We start from the raw sequence: 19,249 nt of genomic DNA, 5'->3' as shown, positions 1-19,249 counted from the left end.
TGGTAATAATAACTTGAGAAGGTCGATAAAAGAATCCTGCATTTCTACTTAATTTTAAAATACAAAAATCGTCATTTTAATATTTCCCCACAACAATATGAGTTGATCCCAATTGCCTTTTTTTCTTCGAATGCACAAAGTAAAAAGGAAAACACATCAGTAAAACAAACAGCAACACCTAAAAAAGAATCCACAATGAAAAAGAGAATTTTAATTATTGTGTCTAATGCCAATGCAATTGGACCAAACAACAGAAGAACAGGAACATTTCTTCCTGAAGTAGCACACCCTTATGCTGAATTTGACAGAGCAAATTATCAAATAGATTTTGCCAGCCTAACGGGAGATACTCCATATTTAGATGCACTAAATTTGGCAAATGATCCTGATAATCTTATTTTTCTAACAGGAAAAGGATGGGAAAATATGCAGAAGGCTGTTAAATTATCAACTGTCGATGTTAGTAAATACGATGCCGTTTTTGTACCGGGCGGATTAGCACCGATGGTTGATATGCCGGAAAATGAACTTCTTAAAAAAGTAATTAAAGAAACCTACGAACGAAATGCAGTTGTTGGTGCTGTTTGTCACGGTCCGGTATCCTTATTAAATGTGAAATTAAGCAATGGATCTTATCTTGTAAATGGTAAAAACATAACATCTTTTACAGATGAAGAAGAACGAGGTTATGCTATCGCAGATGTACCATTTTTGTTAGAAACAGCATTAAGCAAACAAGGAGCAAAATTTCACGCAGCTGCAGTTTGGTCAGCTCACAGTATTGCTGATGGTAATCTGGTTACGGGACAAAATCCTGCTTCGGCAAAAGGAGTAGCGGAAAAAATGATTGTCATTTTAGAATCGCCTAAAAAATAAGGAAACTAATTGTATGGATCTTCTTCAGAAAAAAAGAAGGTTCATACAATTTAAAATAAATATTATAATATAAAAAAATCAAAATGGAAAATCAAAACCCAGTTCATGTTTTTGCTACATGGAAAGTAAAAGAAGGTCAGATTGAAAACGTCTTGCATTTACTAAAAGCAGTGCATGACGAAAGCATCAAAGAAGAAGGCAATTTGTTTTATAAAATTCATCAAAGCAATACAGATAAAAATACACTTATATTATTTGAAGGATATATTAATGAAGAAGCTGTGACAGCACACAGAAATTCATCTTATTTTCAAGATTTGGTTATAGGTAAAATTGTTCCTTTATTAGAAAACAGAGAGATTTTTTTAACAACGCTTTTAAAATTTTAACTCAAATTGAGGATTAAGTAGTTGTCTTCATTGATAATTTGATTAAATTTAAAGTACATATCATGAACCGCTTCAAAGAGTTTATGCCTTAAAAAAATAATTATGGAAAACACCACAAAAATAATATTCCCATATGATCAAAGCCTTGTAAAAGAGTTACCACTGATAAGTAAAAATGAAATCGACACTATATTAAATACTGCTCAGGATTTATTTAAGGATGAATCAAACTGGATTCCGGCTTTTAAAAGAATTGAAATTTTAGAAAAAGCAGCTTCGATAATGAGTGAAAGAAGTGAGGAATTGATTCATTTGGCAATAAGCGAAGGCGGAAAACCCTATAAAGATTCAAAAGCGGAAATAGTTAGAGCCATCAAAGGTGTAAAATTAGCAGCAGAACATATATCTCAAATAAGAGGAGAACAAATCCCAATGGGGCTTACTGAAGCTTCTTTAAACAGAATTGCTTTTACATCGAAAGACCCGATTGGTGTTGTTGTCGCAGTTAGTGCATTCAATCACCCATTAAATTTAGCGGTACATCAAATTGCGACTGCCGTTGCAGCCGGTTGTCCTGTTATATTTAAGCCATCAAGTAATACACCCTTATCTGGTCTTGCATTGGCCGATATTTTAAAAGAAGCCGGTTTGCCCGAAGGATGGCTGCAAGTGGTGTTATGTGATAATGAAACAGCAGAATTATTGGTTACAGATCCAAGAGTTGGTTTTTTCTCTTTTATAGGTTCAGCAAAAGTAGGCTGGTCCCTAAAAAGCAAATTGCCGCCGGGAACGAGATGTGCCTTAGAACATGGTGGGGCTGCTCCTGTAATTGTGGAGAGCGATGCTGATTTTAACGAAATGATTCCTGATTTGGTAAAAGGAGGATTTTATCATGCAGGCCAGGTTTGTGTTTCGGTTCAGAAAATTTATGTAAATGAGGAAATTTGTGATCGTTTTATTGAACAGTTTTCGCAGGCAACTAATAAATTAATTGTTGGAAATCCGTTTAAGGAAACTACAGATGTCGGATCGCTTATAACTCCAAAAGAAGTTAACCGCATTGAGGAATGGGTTAATGAGGCTATTGAAAATGGCGCTAAATTAATTACGGGAGGAAAAAGAATTTCAGATACTTGTTTTGAACCGACAATTCTGTTGAATCCTTCAGAAGATTCTAAAGTATCGACTAACGAGATTTTTGGCCCTGTTGTTTGTATTTATCCTTTTACAGATAGGGAAGAAGCAATAAATAAAGCCAACGCTTTGGATGTTCATTTTCAGGCAGCGGTTTTTACAAAGAATATTGATATTGCTTTGAGTACGGCCAAAAAACTAAACGCTACCGCAGTTATGATTAATGATAATACTGCCTTTAGAGTAGATTGGATGCCCTTTGGAGGCAGAGATGCATCGGGTCTTGGAATGGGTGGCATTTCAAATACTATAAATGATATGATGAGAGAAAAATTAACCGTGTTTAAAAGTAAATCTATATAAGGTTGCAGAAAAATAGCTTTTAAATTTAGCCATAAAAAAGTCCTAATTATCATTAGGACTTTTTTTAGATTATTCTTTTTTATTTTCAAGCTGTACTTCAAATTTACCCCAAAAAGGATTATCCGCCATTTGCGAATGTCCAATTACAAGGATATGATTTCCTTTTTGTTTAAGTTGAATTTTTAAATCCATTCCAAACGGACCATCTGACGATTTATCGGGAAAAATAATTTGGTTGAAACGAATGTTTCCTTTGCCGGTAGACGGAATGATCTTTGCATTCAATTCGCCTAAATCTTCATTTTTAAATTTGACATATATTTTAGGATGAATAGAATCTAAAGAGCCTTCAGCTGTGTACAAGCCTTTGTCATTCGCAAAATTCATAAAAATAGTATCGTCTATTTGTTTGTTCTCTTCTTTTTTCTCCTCCTTATTTTTTTTCGCGAAAATAGTGTCTGAGGTTTCAACAGCAGTTTCCTTGGTTTCTTTTTGTTGACATGAAAAAACGAGAATTGATAGTAAAAGAATTAAATAATTTTTCATAATTGTATTTTTAAGTAAGTCTAAATTTAATTCTTTTTTTAAAATCTCTTGTTATATAATCGTATTTGGATATTGCAGGATTTAGGTAATTAACGATACGATCTCAAAAGGTTGATGCACTAAAGCAATGCTTTCTATAAAAGATGCTCTTGAAGCGGTAGAGGGAAGATGGAAATCAAATTTTTTAATTCTTTCCAATAAAAAACGACATTAACTAAAAGTCAATGTCGTTTAATAATTATTTTGGTTCTATTTTATTTGTAAAAAATATTTTAGTTGCCAAATATGTACCTAAGTGTAAATTGTGCTTGCCAAACATCAGATGTTGAAGAGTTCTTTTGGAAAGTATCTTTAATTAAATATCTGTTTCCATTAGGATCTGTTTGTGTAGCAAGAGTATAGATAGGCACATTTGCAGCTGTTGTATTAGAATAAGCTAAAACATTTGGATTTGTTGCTCTTTGTGATAATCCCCAATCCTTATTTACCATGTTTGTAAAGTTCAGGATATCAGCTCTAAATTGAAAAGTGTTCTTTTTACCGGCTATTTTGATGTATATGTCCTGAGAGATAGATAAATCTAATCTGTGCAACATTGGTAAGGTAGATTCATTTCTTTGAGCATATTGACCTCTTCTTGAACGTAAATATTTATCCTGATTGATGTAAGCATCAAACGCAGCTCTTTGCTCATCTTGTGAGTAAGTTCTTGAAGTTGTAACATTATTTACTGTACTGGATACTACAAGAGGAGCAAACGTAAGTTCACTTGCGCTGTTTGGTACATAAAGTAAATCATTACCACTAATTCTGTCTCCATTCATATCTCCACTATAAGTATAAGTAAATGGACTAGCTTGTTCTCCAATATAACCTAAGTTAATAGAAGTTGCGCCCCCAAGACCTTTACCATATTCAATTCTGTAACCAATAACTCCAACTAAACGATTTGGTGTATTGTTGTTTGAATTAGAAACATCCAAATCATTATTTCCATTTACAGATCTTGCACTTGTCCATGAACCAGATGCTACTGAACCCGGCGACATTAAATCTGTTGCGTTAGAGTGTGTGTAGGCGAATGATCCCCAAAGTCCTCTTTGATAAGGATATTCTAATTTAAATGTTGTAGAATAAAAATATCCTTCATCAGAGTTTGCTAAAACGATACCGTTTGAAACATTATCGTTTACACGTGTTCCGTTATCATTACGAGAATATCTTGGTCTGTTGTCGGTACCGCTAAATGTTCCAACCGGAGCATCAAAGTTAGCATTGTAATAAGTGATCGCATTAATATTTTTTTGAAGAATACCTTCAACAGTACCTGTGAATCCAAAAGGAAGTTTTTGATCAACTGCCATTGTAGTTTTCCAAACCTGAGGAGATTTGAAGTTTTTCTTATTAAATGACAAGTCATAAGTTGATGGAGATGTAGGTGTAGGTGGAGTAAAATATTGTGCTGGATTAGCTGTAAAACCATATCCCTTTGTATATACATCAGCACCACTAACATCTACAACACCAGTAAGAACACCGTTGTTTCCAATTTGGTTTGATAAATATACACCTGGAGATCTACCAGTAAATACTCCTGAACCTCCTCGAACAATTGTTGAAGCATCACCATTTAAGTCAAGGTTGAAACCAACTCTGGGTTCAAATAAGATTGCTGCATCCGGCATTGAACTAGTATTGAATTTTTCACCATCAGCAAAAGTCATAGCAGTAACTGTTGGGTTTTCTAATGCTGTATCAGCATACCATATTCTTGAAGCTCTTAAACCAACAGTTAATTTAAATTTGTCGCTCAATTTCATTTCATCCTGAGCATATAAATCTAATTTGTTAGATTTTAGTATTTGCATTGGTTCAGCACCTCCAGGTAAAGCAGAATATTTAAATTGAACTTTATTAGGCATAGTACTAATTGTGGTTGATGGTGCACCGCCATTTGCAAGAGATTCATTTGCAGAAGCATAAAAATCATTTAAAGAGTTAAAAACGTAAACTCCGTTTGATCCTGAGAAAAACAAGTTACTGGATTTGAAATATTCAAAGTTTGCACCCAATACTAAGGAGTGTTTTCCAATAGTTTTAGTCAAATTATCTGTAAAGTGTAATGTTGAGTAAGATAGTTTGTTACCTTGAGTAAAAGGATCTAAACCAACCGAAATATAAGTTGCAGTACCTTGTTTAATATCAATTGTTGGGAATAAACCACCACCAATTAAACCTCTGTCTTCAATTTGTTTGTCATAACCTCCAATAAAGTTATTGTACCATGAATTACTTAATTTACTATTCAATTCTAATACAATAGATCTTGTGTTATCTAAAATTGTATAACCACTATTTTTGAATGACATTGCTAATGCACTATTAGTTCTGTTACCAAAACCTAATGAATTTGAGTTAGAAGTTAACTGATCCGAAGATGAATTATGGAACACATAACGAGCAGTAAGTTTATGATTGTCATTGATATTCCAGTCAATTCTCGTTAAGAATTTCTTTGATTCTTTTGATGAATCATAGTTTTCCCATGCACCGGTATCATACCCAAACTTATCTTTCATAAAGTTAGAAAGAGTCTGCATTTCAGTATAGGTAGGAAGAGAAACCTGACCACTTGGTTGTGGAGAACCTGTAGATGTCCAGTTTGTTGCAGGACTTACATTATCGATAGTTTCAAAATTTCCAAAAAAGAATAATTTATCTTTGATAATTGGCGCTCCAATACGAGCTCCCCAGATCGTTTCTTCAAATTTACCGGGTTTAATTGTAACATCTCCGGCGTGAGTACCGATAAAATCTTTTTTATTATTTCTCGTCGAAGTATAAACAGATCCTTCAATTTCGTTTGTTCCACTTCTTGTTACGGCATTAATTCCTGAACCTAAAAACCCAGATTGACGAATGTCATACGGAGCAATGTTTACTTGTAACTGTTCAATTGCATCCAATGAAATTGCAGTCGAACCTGTTCTGCCTCCGGCTTGTGAATCTGATCCAAGACCAAATCCATTGTTAAATACAGAACCGTCAATAGTAAAATTATTTAATCTTGAATCCTGTCCGCCAAATGTTCCGTTAGCACCGGCATTAGCATTGTATTTTGTAACAGAATTAATTGAACGAGCTCCTAATACCGGAACCGCAGCTATTTCTCTATTTGAAAACTGTTGCGAAGCACCAGTTCTTCCTTTATTAAAATTTCCTTTTGATTTTGTAGAAACCACAACTTCCTGAAGCGCATTTTGTTCTTCATCAATAGTAATGTTTATAGTCAGGTTATTACCTAAACCGACATTAATGTCTGTTATTTCTGTTGTTTTGTAACCAATATAAGTTACTTTAACTGTGTAAGGACCTCCTGGTCTCAAACCTTGTGTCGCGTATCCACCATCAAAATCAGAAGTCGAGAAGTATTTTGTTCCTGTTGGTTTATGAACAATTTCTACTGTTGCCCCAGGAAGAGCTTCTCCCTTATTTGATCTAACAATCCCAGACATGGCAGAACTCGTAACTTGAGCATGACCTAAAGTCGAGAGTAAAATAATTAAAATAAAAATAATTTTTTTCATCTAATGTTTTATATTGGTTTAATTTTTTGGCAAAATTAGGAGATTGAAGGCGCCTGGTGTTAACTCAATATTAACAAAATGTAGTGGTTTGGGTAGTGAATGATTTTTGTAGGAATAAAGGGATTTTAGGAGATATGTATTGATTTTTAATAAAAAAATAAGATGTTTTAGATTTATAATCTTAAGAATTTTACGTCAATTTTATGAGTTCTTTATTTAGACCAGTCTGCTTTTTTGATTAACTTTATTATATAACCAAAGATTAGTAATCAATTAATAGTTATTTAAAGAATACTATACTGCAAAAGCTGTGGTAACTATAATTAAAAACGTATAATTATGAACAAAGTAATTGGACTTTTCGCAGGAAGTTTGCGTAAAGAATCATTTTCAAGAAAAATAGCTAAAGCGGTTGCAGCAATGGCACCTGCAGGATTTGAGTTTAAAATAATTTCTCTGGGTGATTTGCCGCTTTATAATCAGGATTTTGATGATGAAAATCAAGTGCCGGAATCCTACACTATTTTTAGAAATGATGTAAAAGCAATTGATGGTGCTATTTTTATAACACCAGAATACAATAGATCCGTTCCCGCAGTTTTAAAAAATGCATTGGACGTGGGTTCGCGCCCTTACGGGAAAAGTGTCTGGGACGGTAAACCGGGAGCCGTTTTTAGCAATTCACCAGGTAGTATTTCTGGCTTTGGTGCTAATCATCATTTAAGACAAAGTTTGGTTTTTCTGAATGTGCCTGTTATGCAGCAGCCTGAAGTTTATCTTACCAAAGTAAATGAACTTTTTGATGAACAAGGGAATATTCAGAAAGAAGAAATTAAGGAGTTTCTTCAAAAAGCGGTTGATGCCTATATTGTCTGGTTTAACAAAAATTCCAGTCAATAATGGTGAAATTAATTTAAAATTAAAAAGCCCTTCTGTATTTTAAGAAGGGCTTTTTGTATCAAGGATAATGATCTGTTGTTATTTTTTTGCTGCGTTTACATCAATACCAATCTCAATATCTTTACTGATCATCCATTCTGCAGGATCAGCTTCAGAAGCTCCAAATTTGATATCCCAGTCTGTACGGTTAACAGTAAATTTAGCCTGAATTGATGCACTTCCTTCTGCAACAGTAACTTTTGCCGGGAAAGTAACATTTACTGCTTTTCCTTTTAAGGTAAGATTACCGCTTACTGTTTTATTAGCGCCTTCAATTGCATCTTTAGCAGCAGGATCTAATGCCGCAACTTTTGTGATTTTAAAAGTAGCCGTTGAATTTTTCTCTACATCAAAAAAATCTGCACCTTTTAAGTGAGCCTCCAATTCAGAATATTTTTTGTCTTTTTCTGTTACAGATGCCGGATCTACTTTAATAGACTTCATATCTATAACAAAATCACCTGCTGTAAGTTCTCCGCCTTCAACTGAAATTTCTCCCGATGTAAGGCTAAGAGTTCCCCAACGAGGAGCAAAACCTCCTTTATGAAAGGCTTTCCAGTCTACTTTAGAGGTCTCTAAATTTACCGCTAAAACTTCGCCTTTTTTTTCTGCAACCTCTTGTTCTGCAGCTGTTGTTGATTCGTTAGAAGATTTTTTTCCGCATGACGCTAAAAATAAAGTAACCGCTGCTAATGTAAGTACGCTTAATTTTTTCATTTCTTATCTGTTTAATTATTTATTGATTTTAAATATTGAGAGAGTTAAATTATGGAAATTTTCTCATTATTTTCTATTGAGTCAGTTTATTTTTTTGAATCAAAATATTAATCACGTTTTTCGGCTTTGAACACCGAGGTTTTTATGCTCAATAACAATTCTGATATTTTTTCTTTTTCATCAAACTTACACCCATAGTTAAGTATAAAATGAAGTGTTGTTAGTAATGATTCTTAAACTTTGCATTCATAAAAGAACAGGATGAAAAATAATAGAATTACAACCCTTGCTTTGGTATTATTGACAAGCTTAATCAATGCCCAGAATAATAGTGAAAATTTTAAAAATAAAAAGATGAATGATTTACAAGTACTCAAGATAGAAAGCCATGTTTCGGGATTAAAAATTGGCATAACTCACCAAGAGCCAAAGGTCCCTTTAGACGATTATGCGATTCTGTTTTTGCATGGTTCTTCATTTCCGTCTGCATTGTCTTTTGGTTTTAAAATGAATAATTATTCAATGCTTGATAGCATGTCAGACAGTGGTTATGAAGTATATGCGCTAGATTTTTTAGGTTACGGAAATTCGGACCGATATAAGGAAATGGAAACAAATTTAGTAAATAGTAAACCTGTTGGAAAAGCGGTGAATGTTTATAAAGATGTAGATAAAGCAGTTAATTTTATTATAAAGAAAACAGGAAAAACAAAAGTATATTTAGTAGGCCATTCCTGGGGAGGATCTGTAGCGGCTTTATATGCTTCACAATTTCCCGATAAAGTTGCTAAGCTGGTTTTGTTTGCAGCTATTACCCAAAGGGAAGATGCTTCTAAACCTCAAAAAATAGAATATTCTTTTGAAACTATGACGCCCGATGAAAGAATAAATTCAATGAAAAATTTAACCCCATCAGAAAAAGAATGTCAATTAGCGGCTGAAGTTTTTAATGTTTGGGGAGATAATTGGCTAAAATCTGATCCATTAGTTGTAAAATTTAAATCTGATAGTATTCGTTTTCCCGCAGGCCCATCGCAGGATGTGGAAGATTTATTACACGGAAAATCATATTATGACCCGGCCAATATAAAGCTGCTGTTTTAGTAATTCGGGGTGAATGGGATCAATATCCTGACAATATCGATGCTGGAAAATTATTTTCGTCTCTGGAAAATGCCGCTTATAAAAAATATGTGGTTATCGAAAAAGGAACTCACGTTATGCACCTTGAAAAAAGCCGTTATCAGTTGTATGATGAAATTATTCGGTTTTTAAAATTTGGACTAAATACTAAATTTAAACAGTAGATTTTAAATTGTCACCGTCTTTTGAATGTAGCCTTCTAAAAACTAAACCGGATAGAATGGTCAAAGAACCAACAACCAGAAAGGTGTAGCGAAAGGCATTATGAATCTCGTTATGAATGAGTTTTACATCTCCCTGAAAAATTTTGAGTACCAATAATCCGAAAGCAATACCAAAACCAATGGCTAATTGCTGATTTACAGAAACCAATGAATTACCACTGCTTGTGTGATAAACCCTTAAATCGGCAATAGAAATAGAATTCATCGAAGTAAATTGTATGGAGTTAAAGAAACCCAAAACAGAAATAATCGGAATGTACCAATAAATAGAAGTATGAATTGACGGAATAGCCAGAGCGCAAATTAATATACCAATAATAAAAGTGTTGACCATTAAAGTTTTACGATATCCAAAAGTATTTAGAATTTTAATTACTGCCGATTTTCCAAACATCGCAGTAAGTGCCATAGGTGCCACAATCCATCCTGAGGTTACTGCCGACTGACCATAAGCAATCTGGATCATCATAGGCAATAGCAAAGGAATAGAACTAAAACCCAGACGCGTTGCTAAATTACCTACAATACCCACACGAAAGGTTCGTACCTGAAATAAGTTTAAGGGAAAAATAGGATTATTATCTTTTGCGGCATGACGATAATACCAATACAGCATTAAAAACCCTGCCATTAAAACAACTAAAACCGGAGATAAACGAACAGTATTGCCAAACAATTCTAAAGAAATTGACAATAGGAGTGAAGCGGCTGCAAAAATCAGAAAGCCTTTTAAATCAAAGTCAATTATGGGAGATTTGTAATCAGGCATGTATTTTAAACTTAAAATAATACCAATAATACCAAAGGGAATATTAATTAAGAAAATCCAGTGCCAGGATAAATAATCGACCATATAGCCTCCAATCAACGGACCTAAAACGGGTCCAATTAAAGCTGGAATAATAGCAAAATTCATTGCCTGTAATAATTCATTTTTTGGAAATGTTCTAATAAGCGCCAGTTTCCCTACAGGTGTCATTAAACTTCCTCCAATACCCTGAATAACACGGGCAAAAACTAAATGCATTAAGTTTTGAGAAAGGGCACAAAACAAAGAGCCAAGGCTAAAAAGTACTAAAGCAAAAATAAATATTTTCCTGGTTCCAAATTTGTCCGACAAAAAACCGCTTACTGGCATAAAAAGTGCCAACGTTAATACATAACTAATAATAGCATTTTGCATTTCCAGCGGCGATTCATGCAAATCTTTGGCAATAGCAGTTATAGAAGTATTAAGAATTGTAGAATCAAGCATTTGCATAAAAATGGAAGTTGCCAGAATAACAGGCAATATTTTCTTAGTTGCTTCTTTATCAATAATAACGCTCATAGATTTTCTGTTTTTTGCCTGAAATAATTTAAACTATAGTTCTTAAAGCCTGATTTAATTCATCAGCTTTATAAAATTACGAAACATATCTTAATAATTGCTTTTAGAATTAAATTGCTTTTAATCCTTAACTAAATAACAAAAGATACCATAATTGATATCTTTTGTTTAAAGTTTGAATTAGTAAAGAACCTTGAAATGAATAATATTTTTTCTATTACTACTCATTTCCTTTAGTACCCGGCTTATTTATGCTATATTCATCTCTTTTATTTTTGTCGGGGTTATCTTTTAGTTCTTCATCTAAATCCTTGGCAATACTGCTATTCTTTTGAAAATAGGGATCAATATCATCATTTTCGTGTATATTATCTCTTTTTAAAATATCATTTTTAGAAGAATCATTCTGATCAAAAATACTATCTCTGTTTTGAAGAGTCTCAGAGTTTCCTTCAAGATCATCTTCGTCAATAGGATCAAAGCTGCCTTCATCGCTTCGATTTTCATCATAATCCCTATCAAGGTCATTATTTACATCATCATTCTCAAAATCGCTCTCGTTTTCACGACTGCCCTGCAAATCGTTAAATCGTGGATCCGAACCCTGATTTTCATCATTCATTGCCGAATTATATAAGGGAGTATTTCTTTCTTCCTCCTCATATTGTTTGTCTTTTTGGGTTGAATTATTCATAATATTAAGTTTAAGTTTATAGTATTACTAAAATAAAAGTCATTAAAATCAATATTTTACAAAAACAGGTGTCAGTAATTATATAATTTACAGGTTATTAATGTTTAAGCTGTTTTTTTTCCCCATAAAACAACATCAATTTTTTCAGCATATTGTATTTTATCCGGATAAACAGTTAAACCATAGTGTCCTGCGTTGTATTTTATTTTATTAATTTTTGCGTTTAGGTTTTCCAGTTTCCATTCTTTATGATGTATATCAAATCTGCATAAAGACCTATTACAATCATCGTACAAGGCATGTCTTTCGGTTAACCAAATATCAAGCTCTGTTTTTTCTAATGGAACATTTGATTTTTCATATTCAATATTTGAGTATGAATTTGAAATGGTATTTTCTGATAACAAAGATTTTTTGGTTCTGATAATTTCTGATTTTTTATACGGAAGTCCGATGAAAAGACGCGAAAATAATACTTCAATGAGTTTATCAGTTTCAATTGAAAACAGATAAATTCCTGGAATTCCGTCTTTAATAACATAAGTTCGAATGTTGATTTCATGAAAATGCGAGATATAAGGCAATACCGGTAAATTTCGCATTGTCATATTTTTTACTTCAAAAGCAACTAGCGAAACCCACGCAGTATCATCAAATGTATCAAGTTCCATTCCGTCCGGGAGATGTTTTGCTAATTGAACAGACGGAACTTTCCAATGAAAAAAAAGCGTATCATGCCATTCCTGATAATATTTCCATTTTCTTTTCGGAAGCGGATAGTATCTATTAGAGGTATCAGAAAGTATTTGATCTGCATCCATGTTCAGATAATTTATTGTTTGTCATTGCCCTGAACCCAGTTCATGGCCTCTTGATAGGATTCTTTTTTGTATCCTCTAAATTCTCCCGGAACAACGTAGCTAAAACCATTTGTAAAAGTAATTGCCCTTTCAGAATCAGTAACAATTGCGGCTCTGTTCCATTTTCCCAAATTTTTTAAACCAATCATTGCATCCTGCATCCATGCTGCAGCGGTAAAATTTTCGAGGTCAGTATCGATTAAAAACAAAAAGTTGATTTCATTAATTCGCTCAACCAATTTTTCTACAGCAGGTGCCATAATACTTTGGTAATCGTCTTTTGTTACTTCGCCTAAAGCTCTAAAAGCAACAACATTTTCTGGTGCGTCTAATATTTGTATCATAAAGAAAAAATTTAAATAAATAAATCTTAGGCCATTTTGATAATGCCTGTTACTCAAAATTATAACAGTTATTTCTTATATTTTTACAACATTGCACCAGTCACTTATACAATGTCTACATACTACCAAAGAAGTGTGCTAATTTTATAAAACGGAATTATAATTTTGTAAAAATCTGATAGTGTGCAAAATATATTTTTGAAAAAGTATAAATTATAAAAAAATATATTTATGAAAACGACAAAAAACACTAGTACATCTGATACTAAAACTAAAAGTACCAGAACACAATCACGAGGAAGAGCTGTAAAAGCAAAATCTTCTGCAGCAGAAGGCTTGAGAGAATTATTTGTAGATTCGCTTAAGGATATTTACTGGGCAGAAAAAGCTTTGACAAAAGCATTACCAAAAATGGCCAAAAATGCTACCTCTGAAAATCTTATAAACACTATTAACGATCATATTACTGTTACAGAAGAACAAGTAAGCCGATTGGAGCAGGTTTTTGAGTCTATTGGAGAAAAAGCAACTGCCAAAAAATGCGAAGCAATGGAAGGATTAATTAAAGAAGGCGAAAGCATCATGCAGGAAACTCAGCAAGGTCCGGTACGCGATGCCGGAATTATTGGTGCGTCGCAAAAAATTGAACATTACGAAATTGCTACTTACGGTACACTTGCTGCTTTTGCTCAGACTTTGGGCGAAGATGATGCACTAGAATTATTGCAGCAAACCCTCGACGAAGAAAAAGAAGCAGACATGCTTTTAACCGAAGTTGCCTACAACAACATCAATTTTGAAGCATCAGACGAAGAAAATGCGCAAGACGAAGAAGAATAAGCATCATGTGTACTTTATAGTAGAAAAACCTGTAACCTTTTTTAAGAGATTACAGGTTTTTTTATTTATCAAACTAGAAAAGACTTTCCGCAATAAGGGCAGCGGTTTTATCGATTGCCTGCAGGACAATTTCTTCGGGTGAACCCAAAAATATTTGCTTGTGCTTAATTTTTTTGTCAGGAGTTATAATGTGAAAGAAAATAGTTCCAACGGGTTTTTGTTTGGTTTCACTTCCTCCGGGAGTAGTAAGTCCGGTTATAGCTGCCGTAATTTTCGAATTGAATATTTTTGAAGCTTGTTGTGCTAAGATTTGGGTTACTTCTGCAGATTCCGGAGTACATTTTTCAATCATACTGTGAGGAACATTTAGAATCTGTTCCTTTACAAATACTTCATAACATACAATTCCGCCACGCAATATTTGGCCTGATTCCTTAGTCATAGAAAATTCCGCAGCCATTCTTCCTGCGGTTGCACTTTCTGCAAAAGCAATATTCCATCCTTTTGCGGCTATGAGTTTACTGCATTTTATAACATTTTCTGAAGGCATAAGATAAACTTTAGTTTGTAAAAATTAATATAAAACTAAGAAGCACTTTTTACAGAAACATCATGTTGGTAATGACATTCAAGTATTGATCTCATTAAATTGGGATGATAAACAGCGGTTAAAAACTCATCCCAGGTTTTTTCAGGAATAAGTGCCCGTAACGATTGCTCAACTTTTAGTACTTCAGGAACATTTTCTCTGATTAAGGCATCCCACTCTTCATGAAAAGTAAGGATATCATCAGGATAAACGGTTTTTCTAACGGTATCTTCATCAATAACATGAAATGGTTTTTCAACATTCAAATAACCATAATCGTCTGTAAGTTCTTCACCCGGATGAATATCCCGTATTGCAATTTCAAAATCATAAGGCGTACTAAAACAGCTTGGTTTAAAACTATGATTGACAAATTTTCCGTTATCCCAGCATAAAACCATTTCGCCGTTTTTATTGGTAAAAGAGTAAGTGTCAAGATGTTTTTTTATAAACGGATTCATATTTGTAACCTGATCTTTGGTAAAAACCTGATCAAGATCGTCCTGAACCCAGGTAATTGTACCTCTCGGAATTAGTTTTGTTGCCACAACACCATATCCTTTTTCTTTGCTTATAAAGCGTACTTCTGTATCTGGATGTATCATAATTATACCAATTTTAAACATTCACGTTCGTATACTTCTCTTCTTAGCCCGCTGCTCGAAAAACGGTGGTTGCGTTTGTTAAAAACCAGTTTTATATTGGCTTTTTCACAATATTCACGACCTGTAAAATTGGTGTCTTTATATTCGTCCCCAATAATTCGAACATCAATAGCAAATGACTGAAGAATATCCTGAAGATCCTGCTCTGTAGCATATGGAACAATTTCATCTACAAATTTGCAGGCTTTAAGCTGTATATATCTTTCTACGACAGATTGCGTGGGTTTGTTTTTCTCAGGTCTGTCAATTGTTGGGTCAGTTTGCAGGCCCACAATTAAATGGTCACAATGTAATTTTGCCTCTTCGAGCATTTTAGCATGACCTGCATGCAATAAATCAAAGGCACTAAATGTAATTCCGGTTATTTTTTTCGTTAATTCCATTTTAAATATTTTTTGATTAAACATTATTTAAAAAATCAATAAATTGATTGAAAAAGTTTTTCTTAAATTTTGGTTGTGCTTTTATTAAAGCATCAATGTAAGGCTGGTGCGGAATTCGATTTCTGTTTTCGTCGAGATCCCAAATGCCACAGTCACAGTACTTCGTTAAATCATCCCAATCCGGTCGGTCTGTTACAGGATAAATGCAGATTCCTCTTAAATCGACACCCCTTTTTTTGGCTAATAAACATTCTTCCGTTATCTCTTCTACCCATTCAACACGTCCAGAACCAAAATGTCCGGTTTCTGAAACAAATATTGGTTTTTGATACCTGTTATAGGCCAGCAGCAATAATTCTGAAAACGGAATTCTTCTTTGTTCTTTGTCCGGCCAGTCAAGTGGCTCTCCGCTAACTTTCCATTGGCAATTCCAATAATAATTGAATCCCAAAATCTCCAGAAATTCTTCAGAACCGCCAAGTTCAGGACACATCCTGCCGGCAATAATATCCATTGCCTGAAACTGGTTTTCATTCAAATCAATTGCAAAATTTACATCATCGCTGTTCGAAGAATGAATTTTTACCAATGGTTCAACCAAAATAATGCAGCTTTCAGGATTGATATTTTTAATTTTTTTTATGCCTAAAATTGCAGCTTTGCACAAATGGTATTTAATATCCCAGCCGCTATTTACCGCAAAAGGTACTGTTCCTCTCACGTCACCTGAATGCCAGGCCAAAAAACTAATTTCGTTTATGGGCACAACCAATAAAGGCTGTTTTGAATATTCCTTATAAAACAGCGTAAAAGCTTCGCATAGTTTTATAAAACGGTCACAGAAATGAGGATGAGTAGGATAAATTCCATCAGGATAGCCAAAATGAATCAAATCCCAAATTTGCTGAATCCCGAATCTTTCTGCGGCCTGCATTCTGTTGAGAACAGTAGAGAAATCAAATTTGCCGGGTGAAGTTTCAACTAAACTCCAGCAAATACCTTCGCGAACGGTTTTGATTCCAATGTCGGCCAAAGCTTCATAATCATCAAAAAAGCGAATATCATGCTGTGTTTCTTTTAAGAGATTAACTCTTTCGCCAGAACGATTTATATGATCCGCACATTCGTAACCTCCCATAAAAAAAGTAGTAAATGGTTCCATCTAAACAGCTGTTTTATAAGTGAGTTTGTTTTCTTTTTCTAATTCAGTAAAAAGATCCAGTGCGTTTTTAAAAGCCTGATCCATATTAAAATATTTGTAATTAGCGAGTCTTCCCACAAAGTGAACATCAATTAGTTTGTCAGCTTCTTCTTTATAACGCGCATAAATTTCCTGATTTCGAGGATTCGGAACCGGATAATAAGGTTCTCCTTCATCTACAGTAAATTCTTTTACAATAGTAGTTTTCTCCGATTTTTGGTTTCCAAAATGCTTGTATTCGATGATTCGTGTAAAATCAACTTCAGTTCCCGGATAATTTACCACAGAATTTTCCTGAAAGAATTCGGCATCAATTGTTTCACTTACAAAGTTGATCGAACGATATTCCAGTTTTTCCAGCAGACTGTGTTTAAATTCAAAAAAGCGATCTACAGGTCCCGTATAAAAAAGTTTTTCATAATTGGTATACTGATCTTTTACATCAAAATAATCTGTTTCTAATAAAACTTCGATATTAGGATGATCCAGCATTTTTTCAAATAATTGTGTGTAACCGCCTTTTGGCAATGCCTGATAAGTATCAGAAAAATAACGATCGTCAAAATTGGTCCTAACCGGAATTCGGTCTAAAACAGAAGCATCTAATTGGGATGGATATTTATCCCATTGCTTTTTGGTGTAATGTTTAAACATTTTTTCATACAAAAAAGGTCCCACGCGACTTAAAACTGCTTCTTCACCATTTGAAGGTTTTGCAATTGGCGAACGATGTTCTTCAAGCCAGATTTTCATTTCCTCTTCATTAGAAATAGAAGTGCCAAACAGCTTGTTTATGGTGGTAATATTTACAGGAATCGGCACGGTTTTACCTTCAACTCTGGCAATTACTTTATGTTCCCACGGATACCAGTCAGAGAATCGGTTGACATAATTCCATACTTCTTCTTCATTAGTATGAAATAAATGCGCACCATATTTAGAAACCAAAATGCCATTTTCATCCTTGTAATCATAACAATTTCCTGCAATATGGTCGCGTTTCTCGATAATTAAAACTTTTTTTCCAATAGAAGCATACCGTTCGGCAAGTACAGCACCGGAAATTCCTGCGCCTATAATTAAAATGTCTATTTGTTTCATTTTGCAAATTTTTTAATGATAGATTCCATTTTTTCTGCCGTTGAATTCCACGACGTTTTTTTCAGGATTTTATAATATTCCAGTTCCATAGATTGTCTGTCTGTTTTATCAAACAAAAATTTTATGGCTTCGCAAAAATCATCTGCCGTTTCAACCAGACTTATGCATAAATTATAATCCCTTACAACATCTATAATTTTGGTTGAAACAATTGGTTTTCCCGCCGCCATATATTCTAAAGTTTTGGTGGGGCTTATATATTTTGTTGCATCATTTAGCGCAAATGGCATCATTGCAATGTCAAAAGCCTTTAGGTAATGAGGAAGTTCATTATAAGATTTCATTCCCAAATAATGAATGTTGCTTTCTTTGGGAAGATCAGCTTTGTCGATTTTCGCCAAAGGACCAATCATTACAAAAGAAACATTTGGGAGTTTTTTGGCCGATTCGTGCAGTAATTCTAAATCAATACGCTCGTCGATAACACCATAATAACCTACAATTGGCGTTTGCAGACATGCGATATCCGGCGCGATCGAAATTCCGTTTAAAGCCTTTGCAAAATGTTCCTGATCTACAGAACTTGGAAAACAATGTACATTGGTATGCAGTTGTTTTTTAGATTCATATAAAGATTTTCCGCCGGTAAAAACAATATCGGCATGAGCCATCAGATATTTTTCCTGATTGATAAGATGAGCGGGAGCGCCTTTAAACAAAGAGAGTTCATCCATACAATCATACACTATAGTTTCAAAATTCATTTGTTCTATTAAAGGAGAAAATGATGGCGAGTAAAACCATCCTACCGGAATTGTTTTATTTTTTACATATTCAGGAATAATATCTATAATAGATTCAATGTCTTTTACATGAGGCTGTAAAACATGCAATGTGTTGCTGATAAACAGTAAATTTCCAGTGCTGTCATCAGAATTATGATATATTGGTTCTTCAATAAATAAAATTTTCATATTTGATGACAACCTGCTAATAATATGTTGTGGACGCTGGTAAACAAATTGCCATCTTAAATGACAAAACACGATCATATCGTAATATTGAGGGATGTCGCTTTTGAGTGAATCTGTTTTTGGATTACTGTTTTTTCGGGCATTTTTTAAGTTGTTTATCATGGTATATAGTGATTAAAGTAATTTGTTTTAAAGGATCATATAAAGAGCTAAAGCCTTGATATGTTTACAAATGTATTTGTGGGTTGGGTTAATTTCTTACAAATAAAAGTGAGGTCTTTATATAATTTACAGGTGTTTACGGTATAATCTTTTTTGGTAATTATGTAAGTGTGTATTTATTCGGAGTT

Annotated in this window: 19 protein-coding genes; 6 read left to right on the top strand and 13 right to left on the bottom strand. The window is 33.8% G+C overall.

Annotated elements, in window-relative coordinates:
• Positions 1–195: 195 nt before the first annotated feature.
• The 3 genes from SD960_RS19135 (at position 196) to SD960_RS19125 (ending at position 2,762) form a co-directional block, all read left to right on the top strand.
• Positions 196–876 (top strand): type 1 glutamine amidotransferase domain-containing protein, encoded by a 681-nt coding sequence (locus SD960_RS19135; RefSeq protein WP_318805357.1) that lies wholly within the window; start codon positions 196–198, stop codon positions 874–876.
• Between the two features lie 83 nt (positions 877–959).
• Positions 960–1,265, top strand: coding sequence for a putative quinol monooxygenase (locus SD960_RS19130; RefSeq protein WP_318805356.1), 306 nt, complete (start codon positions 960–962; stop codon positions 1,263–1,265).
• Between the two features lie 102 nt (positions 1,266–1,367).
• Positions 1,368–2,762 (top strand): aldehyde dehydrogenase family protein, encoded by a 1,395-nt coding sequence (locus SD960_RS19125; RefSeq protein ID WP_318805355.1) that lies wholly within the window; start codon positions 1,368–1,370, stop codon positions 2,760–2,762.
• A gap of 69 nt (positions 2,763–2,831) precedes the next feature.
• On the opposite strand, the gene SD960_RS19120 is transcribed toward SD960_RS19125, so the two are convergent.
• Together SD960_RS19120 and SD960_RS19115 are read right to left on the bottom strand one after the other, a co-directional pair.
• Positions 2,832–3,308: a hypothetical protein gene (locus tag SD960_RS19120; RefSeq protein ID WP_318805354.1), complete on the bottom strand. Its 477-nt coding sequence runs from the start codon at positions 3,306–3,308 to the stop codon at positions 2,832–2,834.
• 272 nt (positions 3,309–3,580) lie between these two features.
• Positions 3,581–6,895, bottom strand: a complete 3,315-nt coding sequence (locus tag SD960_RS19115) for a TonB-dependent receptor (RefSeq protein WP_318805353.1) — start codon at positions 6,893–6,895, stop codon at positions 3,581–3,583.
• 339 nt (positions 6,896–7,234) lie between these two features.
• Between SD960_RS19115 and SD960_RS19110 the strand changes: the two genes are divergently transcribed.
• Positions 7,235–7,795: an NAD(P)H-dependent oxidoreductase gene (locus tag SD960_RS19110; protein WP_318805352.1), complete on the top strand. Its 561-nt coding sequence runs from the start codon at positions 7,235–7,237 to the stop codon at positions 7,793–7,795.
• 78 nt (positions 7,796–7,873) lie between these two features.
• On the opposite strand, the gene SD960_RS19105 is transcribed toward SD960_RS19110, so the two are convergent.
• Positions 7,874–8,551, bottom strand: a complete 678-nt coding sequence (locus tag SD960_RS19105) for a YceI family protein (RefSeq protein ID WP_318805351.1) — start codon at positions 8,549–8,551, stop codon at positions 7,874–7,876.
• A gap of 261 nt (positions 8,552–8,812) precedes the next feature.
• On the opposite strand from SD960_RS19105, the gene SD960_RS19100 reads away from it, so the two are divergent.
• A complete protein-coding gene (locus SD960_RS19100) occupies positions 8,813–9,655 on the top strand; it encodes an alpha/beta fold hydrolase (protein ID WP_318805350.1) in 843 nt (280 codons plus the stop codon).
• A 192-nt stretch (positions 9,656–9,847) separates the two neighbouring features.
• On the opposite strand, the gene SD960_RS19095 is transcribed toward SD960_RS19100, so the two are convergent.
• The 4 genes from SD960_RS19095 to SD960_RS19080 form a co-directional block, all read right to left on the bottom strand.
• Positions 9,848–11,248 carry an MFS transporter gene (locus SD960_RS19095; protein ID WP_318805349.1) on the bottom strand — a complete coding sequence of 467 codons (1,401 nt, stop codon included), beginning with the start codon at positions 11,246–11,248 and terminating at the stop codon, positions 9,848–9,850.
• A 220-nt stretch (positions 11,249–11,468) separates the two neighbouring features.
• A complete protein-coding gene (locus SD960_RS19090; RefSeq protein ID WP_318805348.1) occupies positions 11,469–11,942 on the bottom strand; it encodes a hypothetical protein in 474 nt (157 codons plus the stop codon).
• 104 nt (positions 11,943–12,046) lie between these two features.
• Entirely contained in the window at positions 12,047–12,763 is a 717-nt protein-coding gene (locus SD960_RS19085; RefSeq protein WP_318805347.1) for a DUF2071 domain-containing protein, read from the bottom strand.
• 11 nt (positions 12,764–12,774) lie between these two features.
• Positions 12,775–13,146 (bottom strand): STAS/SEC14 domain-containing protein, encoded by a 372-nt coding sequence (locus SD960_RS19080; RefSeq protein WP_318805346.1) that lies wholly within the window; start codon positions 13,144–13,146, stop codon positions 12,775–12,777.
• A 231-nt stretch (positions 13,147–13,377) separates the two neighbouring features.
• On the opposite strand from SD960_RS19080, the gene SD960_RS19075 reads away from it, so the two are divergent.
• Complete coding sequence (locus SD960_RS19075; protein ID WP_318805345.1) at positions 13,378–13,986, top strand: ferritin-like domain-containing protein; 609 nt, start codon at positions 13,378–13,380, stop codon at positions 13,984–13,986.
• A gap of 73 nt (positions 13,987–14,059) precedes the next feature.
• On the opposite strand, the gene SD960_RS19070 is transcribed toward SD960_RS19075, so the two are convergent.
• From SD960_RS19070 to SD960_RS19045, 6 genes are read right to left on the bottom strand one after another with little or no spacing between them, the layout of a single operon-like run.
• The gene (locus SD960_RS19070) at positions 14,060–14,536 is read right to left on the bottom strand and encodes a CinA family protein (RefSeq protein ID WP_318805344.1); all 477 of its coding nucleotides are present in this window, start codon (positions 14,534–14,536) and stop codon (positions 14,060–14,062) included.
• A 35-nt stretch (positions 14,537–14,571) separates the two neighbouring features.
• Positions 14,572–15,180 carry an SET domain-containing protein gene (locus tag SD960_RS19065; protein WP_318805343.1) on the bottom strand — a complete coding sequence of 203 codons (609 nt, stop codon included), beginning with the start codon at positions 15,178–15,180 and terminating at the stop codon, positions 14,572–14,574.
• Between the two features lie 2 nt (positions 15,181–15,182).
• Complete coding sequence (locus tag SD960_RS19060) at positions 15,183–15,623, bottom strand: adenylyltransferase/cytidyltransferase family protein (protein WP_318805342.1); 441 nt, start codon at positions 15,621–15,623, stop codon at positions 15,183–15,185.
• Positions 15,624–15,639: 16 nt separating this feature from the next.
• Positions 15,640–16,785 (bottom strand): hypothetical protein, encoded by a 1,146-nt coding sequence (locus SD960_RS19055; RefSeq protein WP_318805341.1) that lies wholly within the window; start codon positions 16,783–16,785, stop codon positions 15,640–15,642.
• Positions 16,786–17,925, bottom strand: coding sequence for a UDP-galactopyranose mutase (glf, locus tag SD960_RS19050; protein ID WP_318805340.1), 1,140 nt, complete (start codon positions 17,923–17,925; stop codon positions 16,786–16,788).
• Positions 17,922–19,061: a glycosyltransferase gene (locus tag SD960_RS19045; protein ID WP_318805339.1), complete on the bottom strand. Its 1,140-nt coding sequence runs from the start codon at positions 19,059–19,061 to the stop codon at positions 17,922–17,924. Before SD960_RS19045 ends, glf begins: the two co-directional genes overlap by 4 nt.
• Between the last annotated feature and the right edge of the window lie 188 nt (positions 19,062–19,249).

Source organism: Flavobacterium sp. MMLR14_040, assembly GCF_033657265.1.
Lineage (GTDB): Bacteria > Bacteroidota > Bacteroidia > Flavobacteriales > Flavobacteriaceae > Flavobacterium.
Note: the sequence above shows the minus strand (reverse complement) of the source record. Positions and strands in the feature narration are given on the sequence as shown.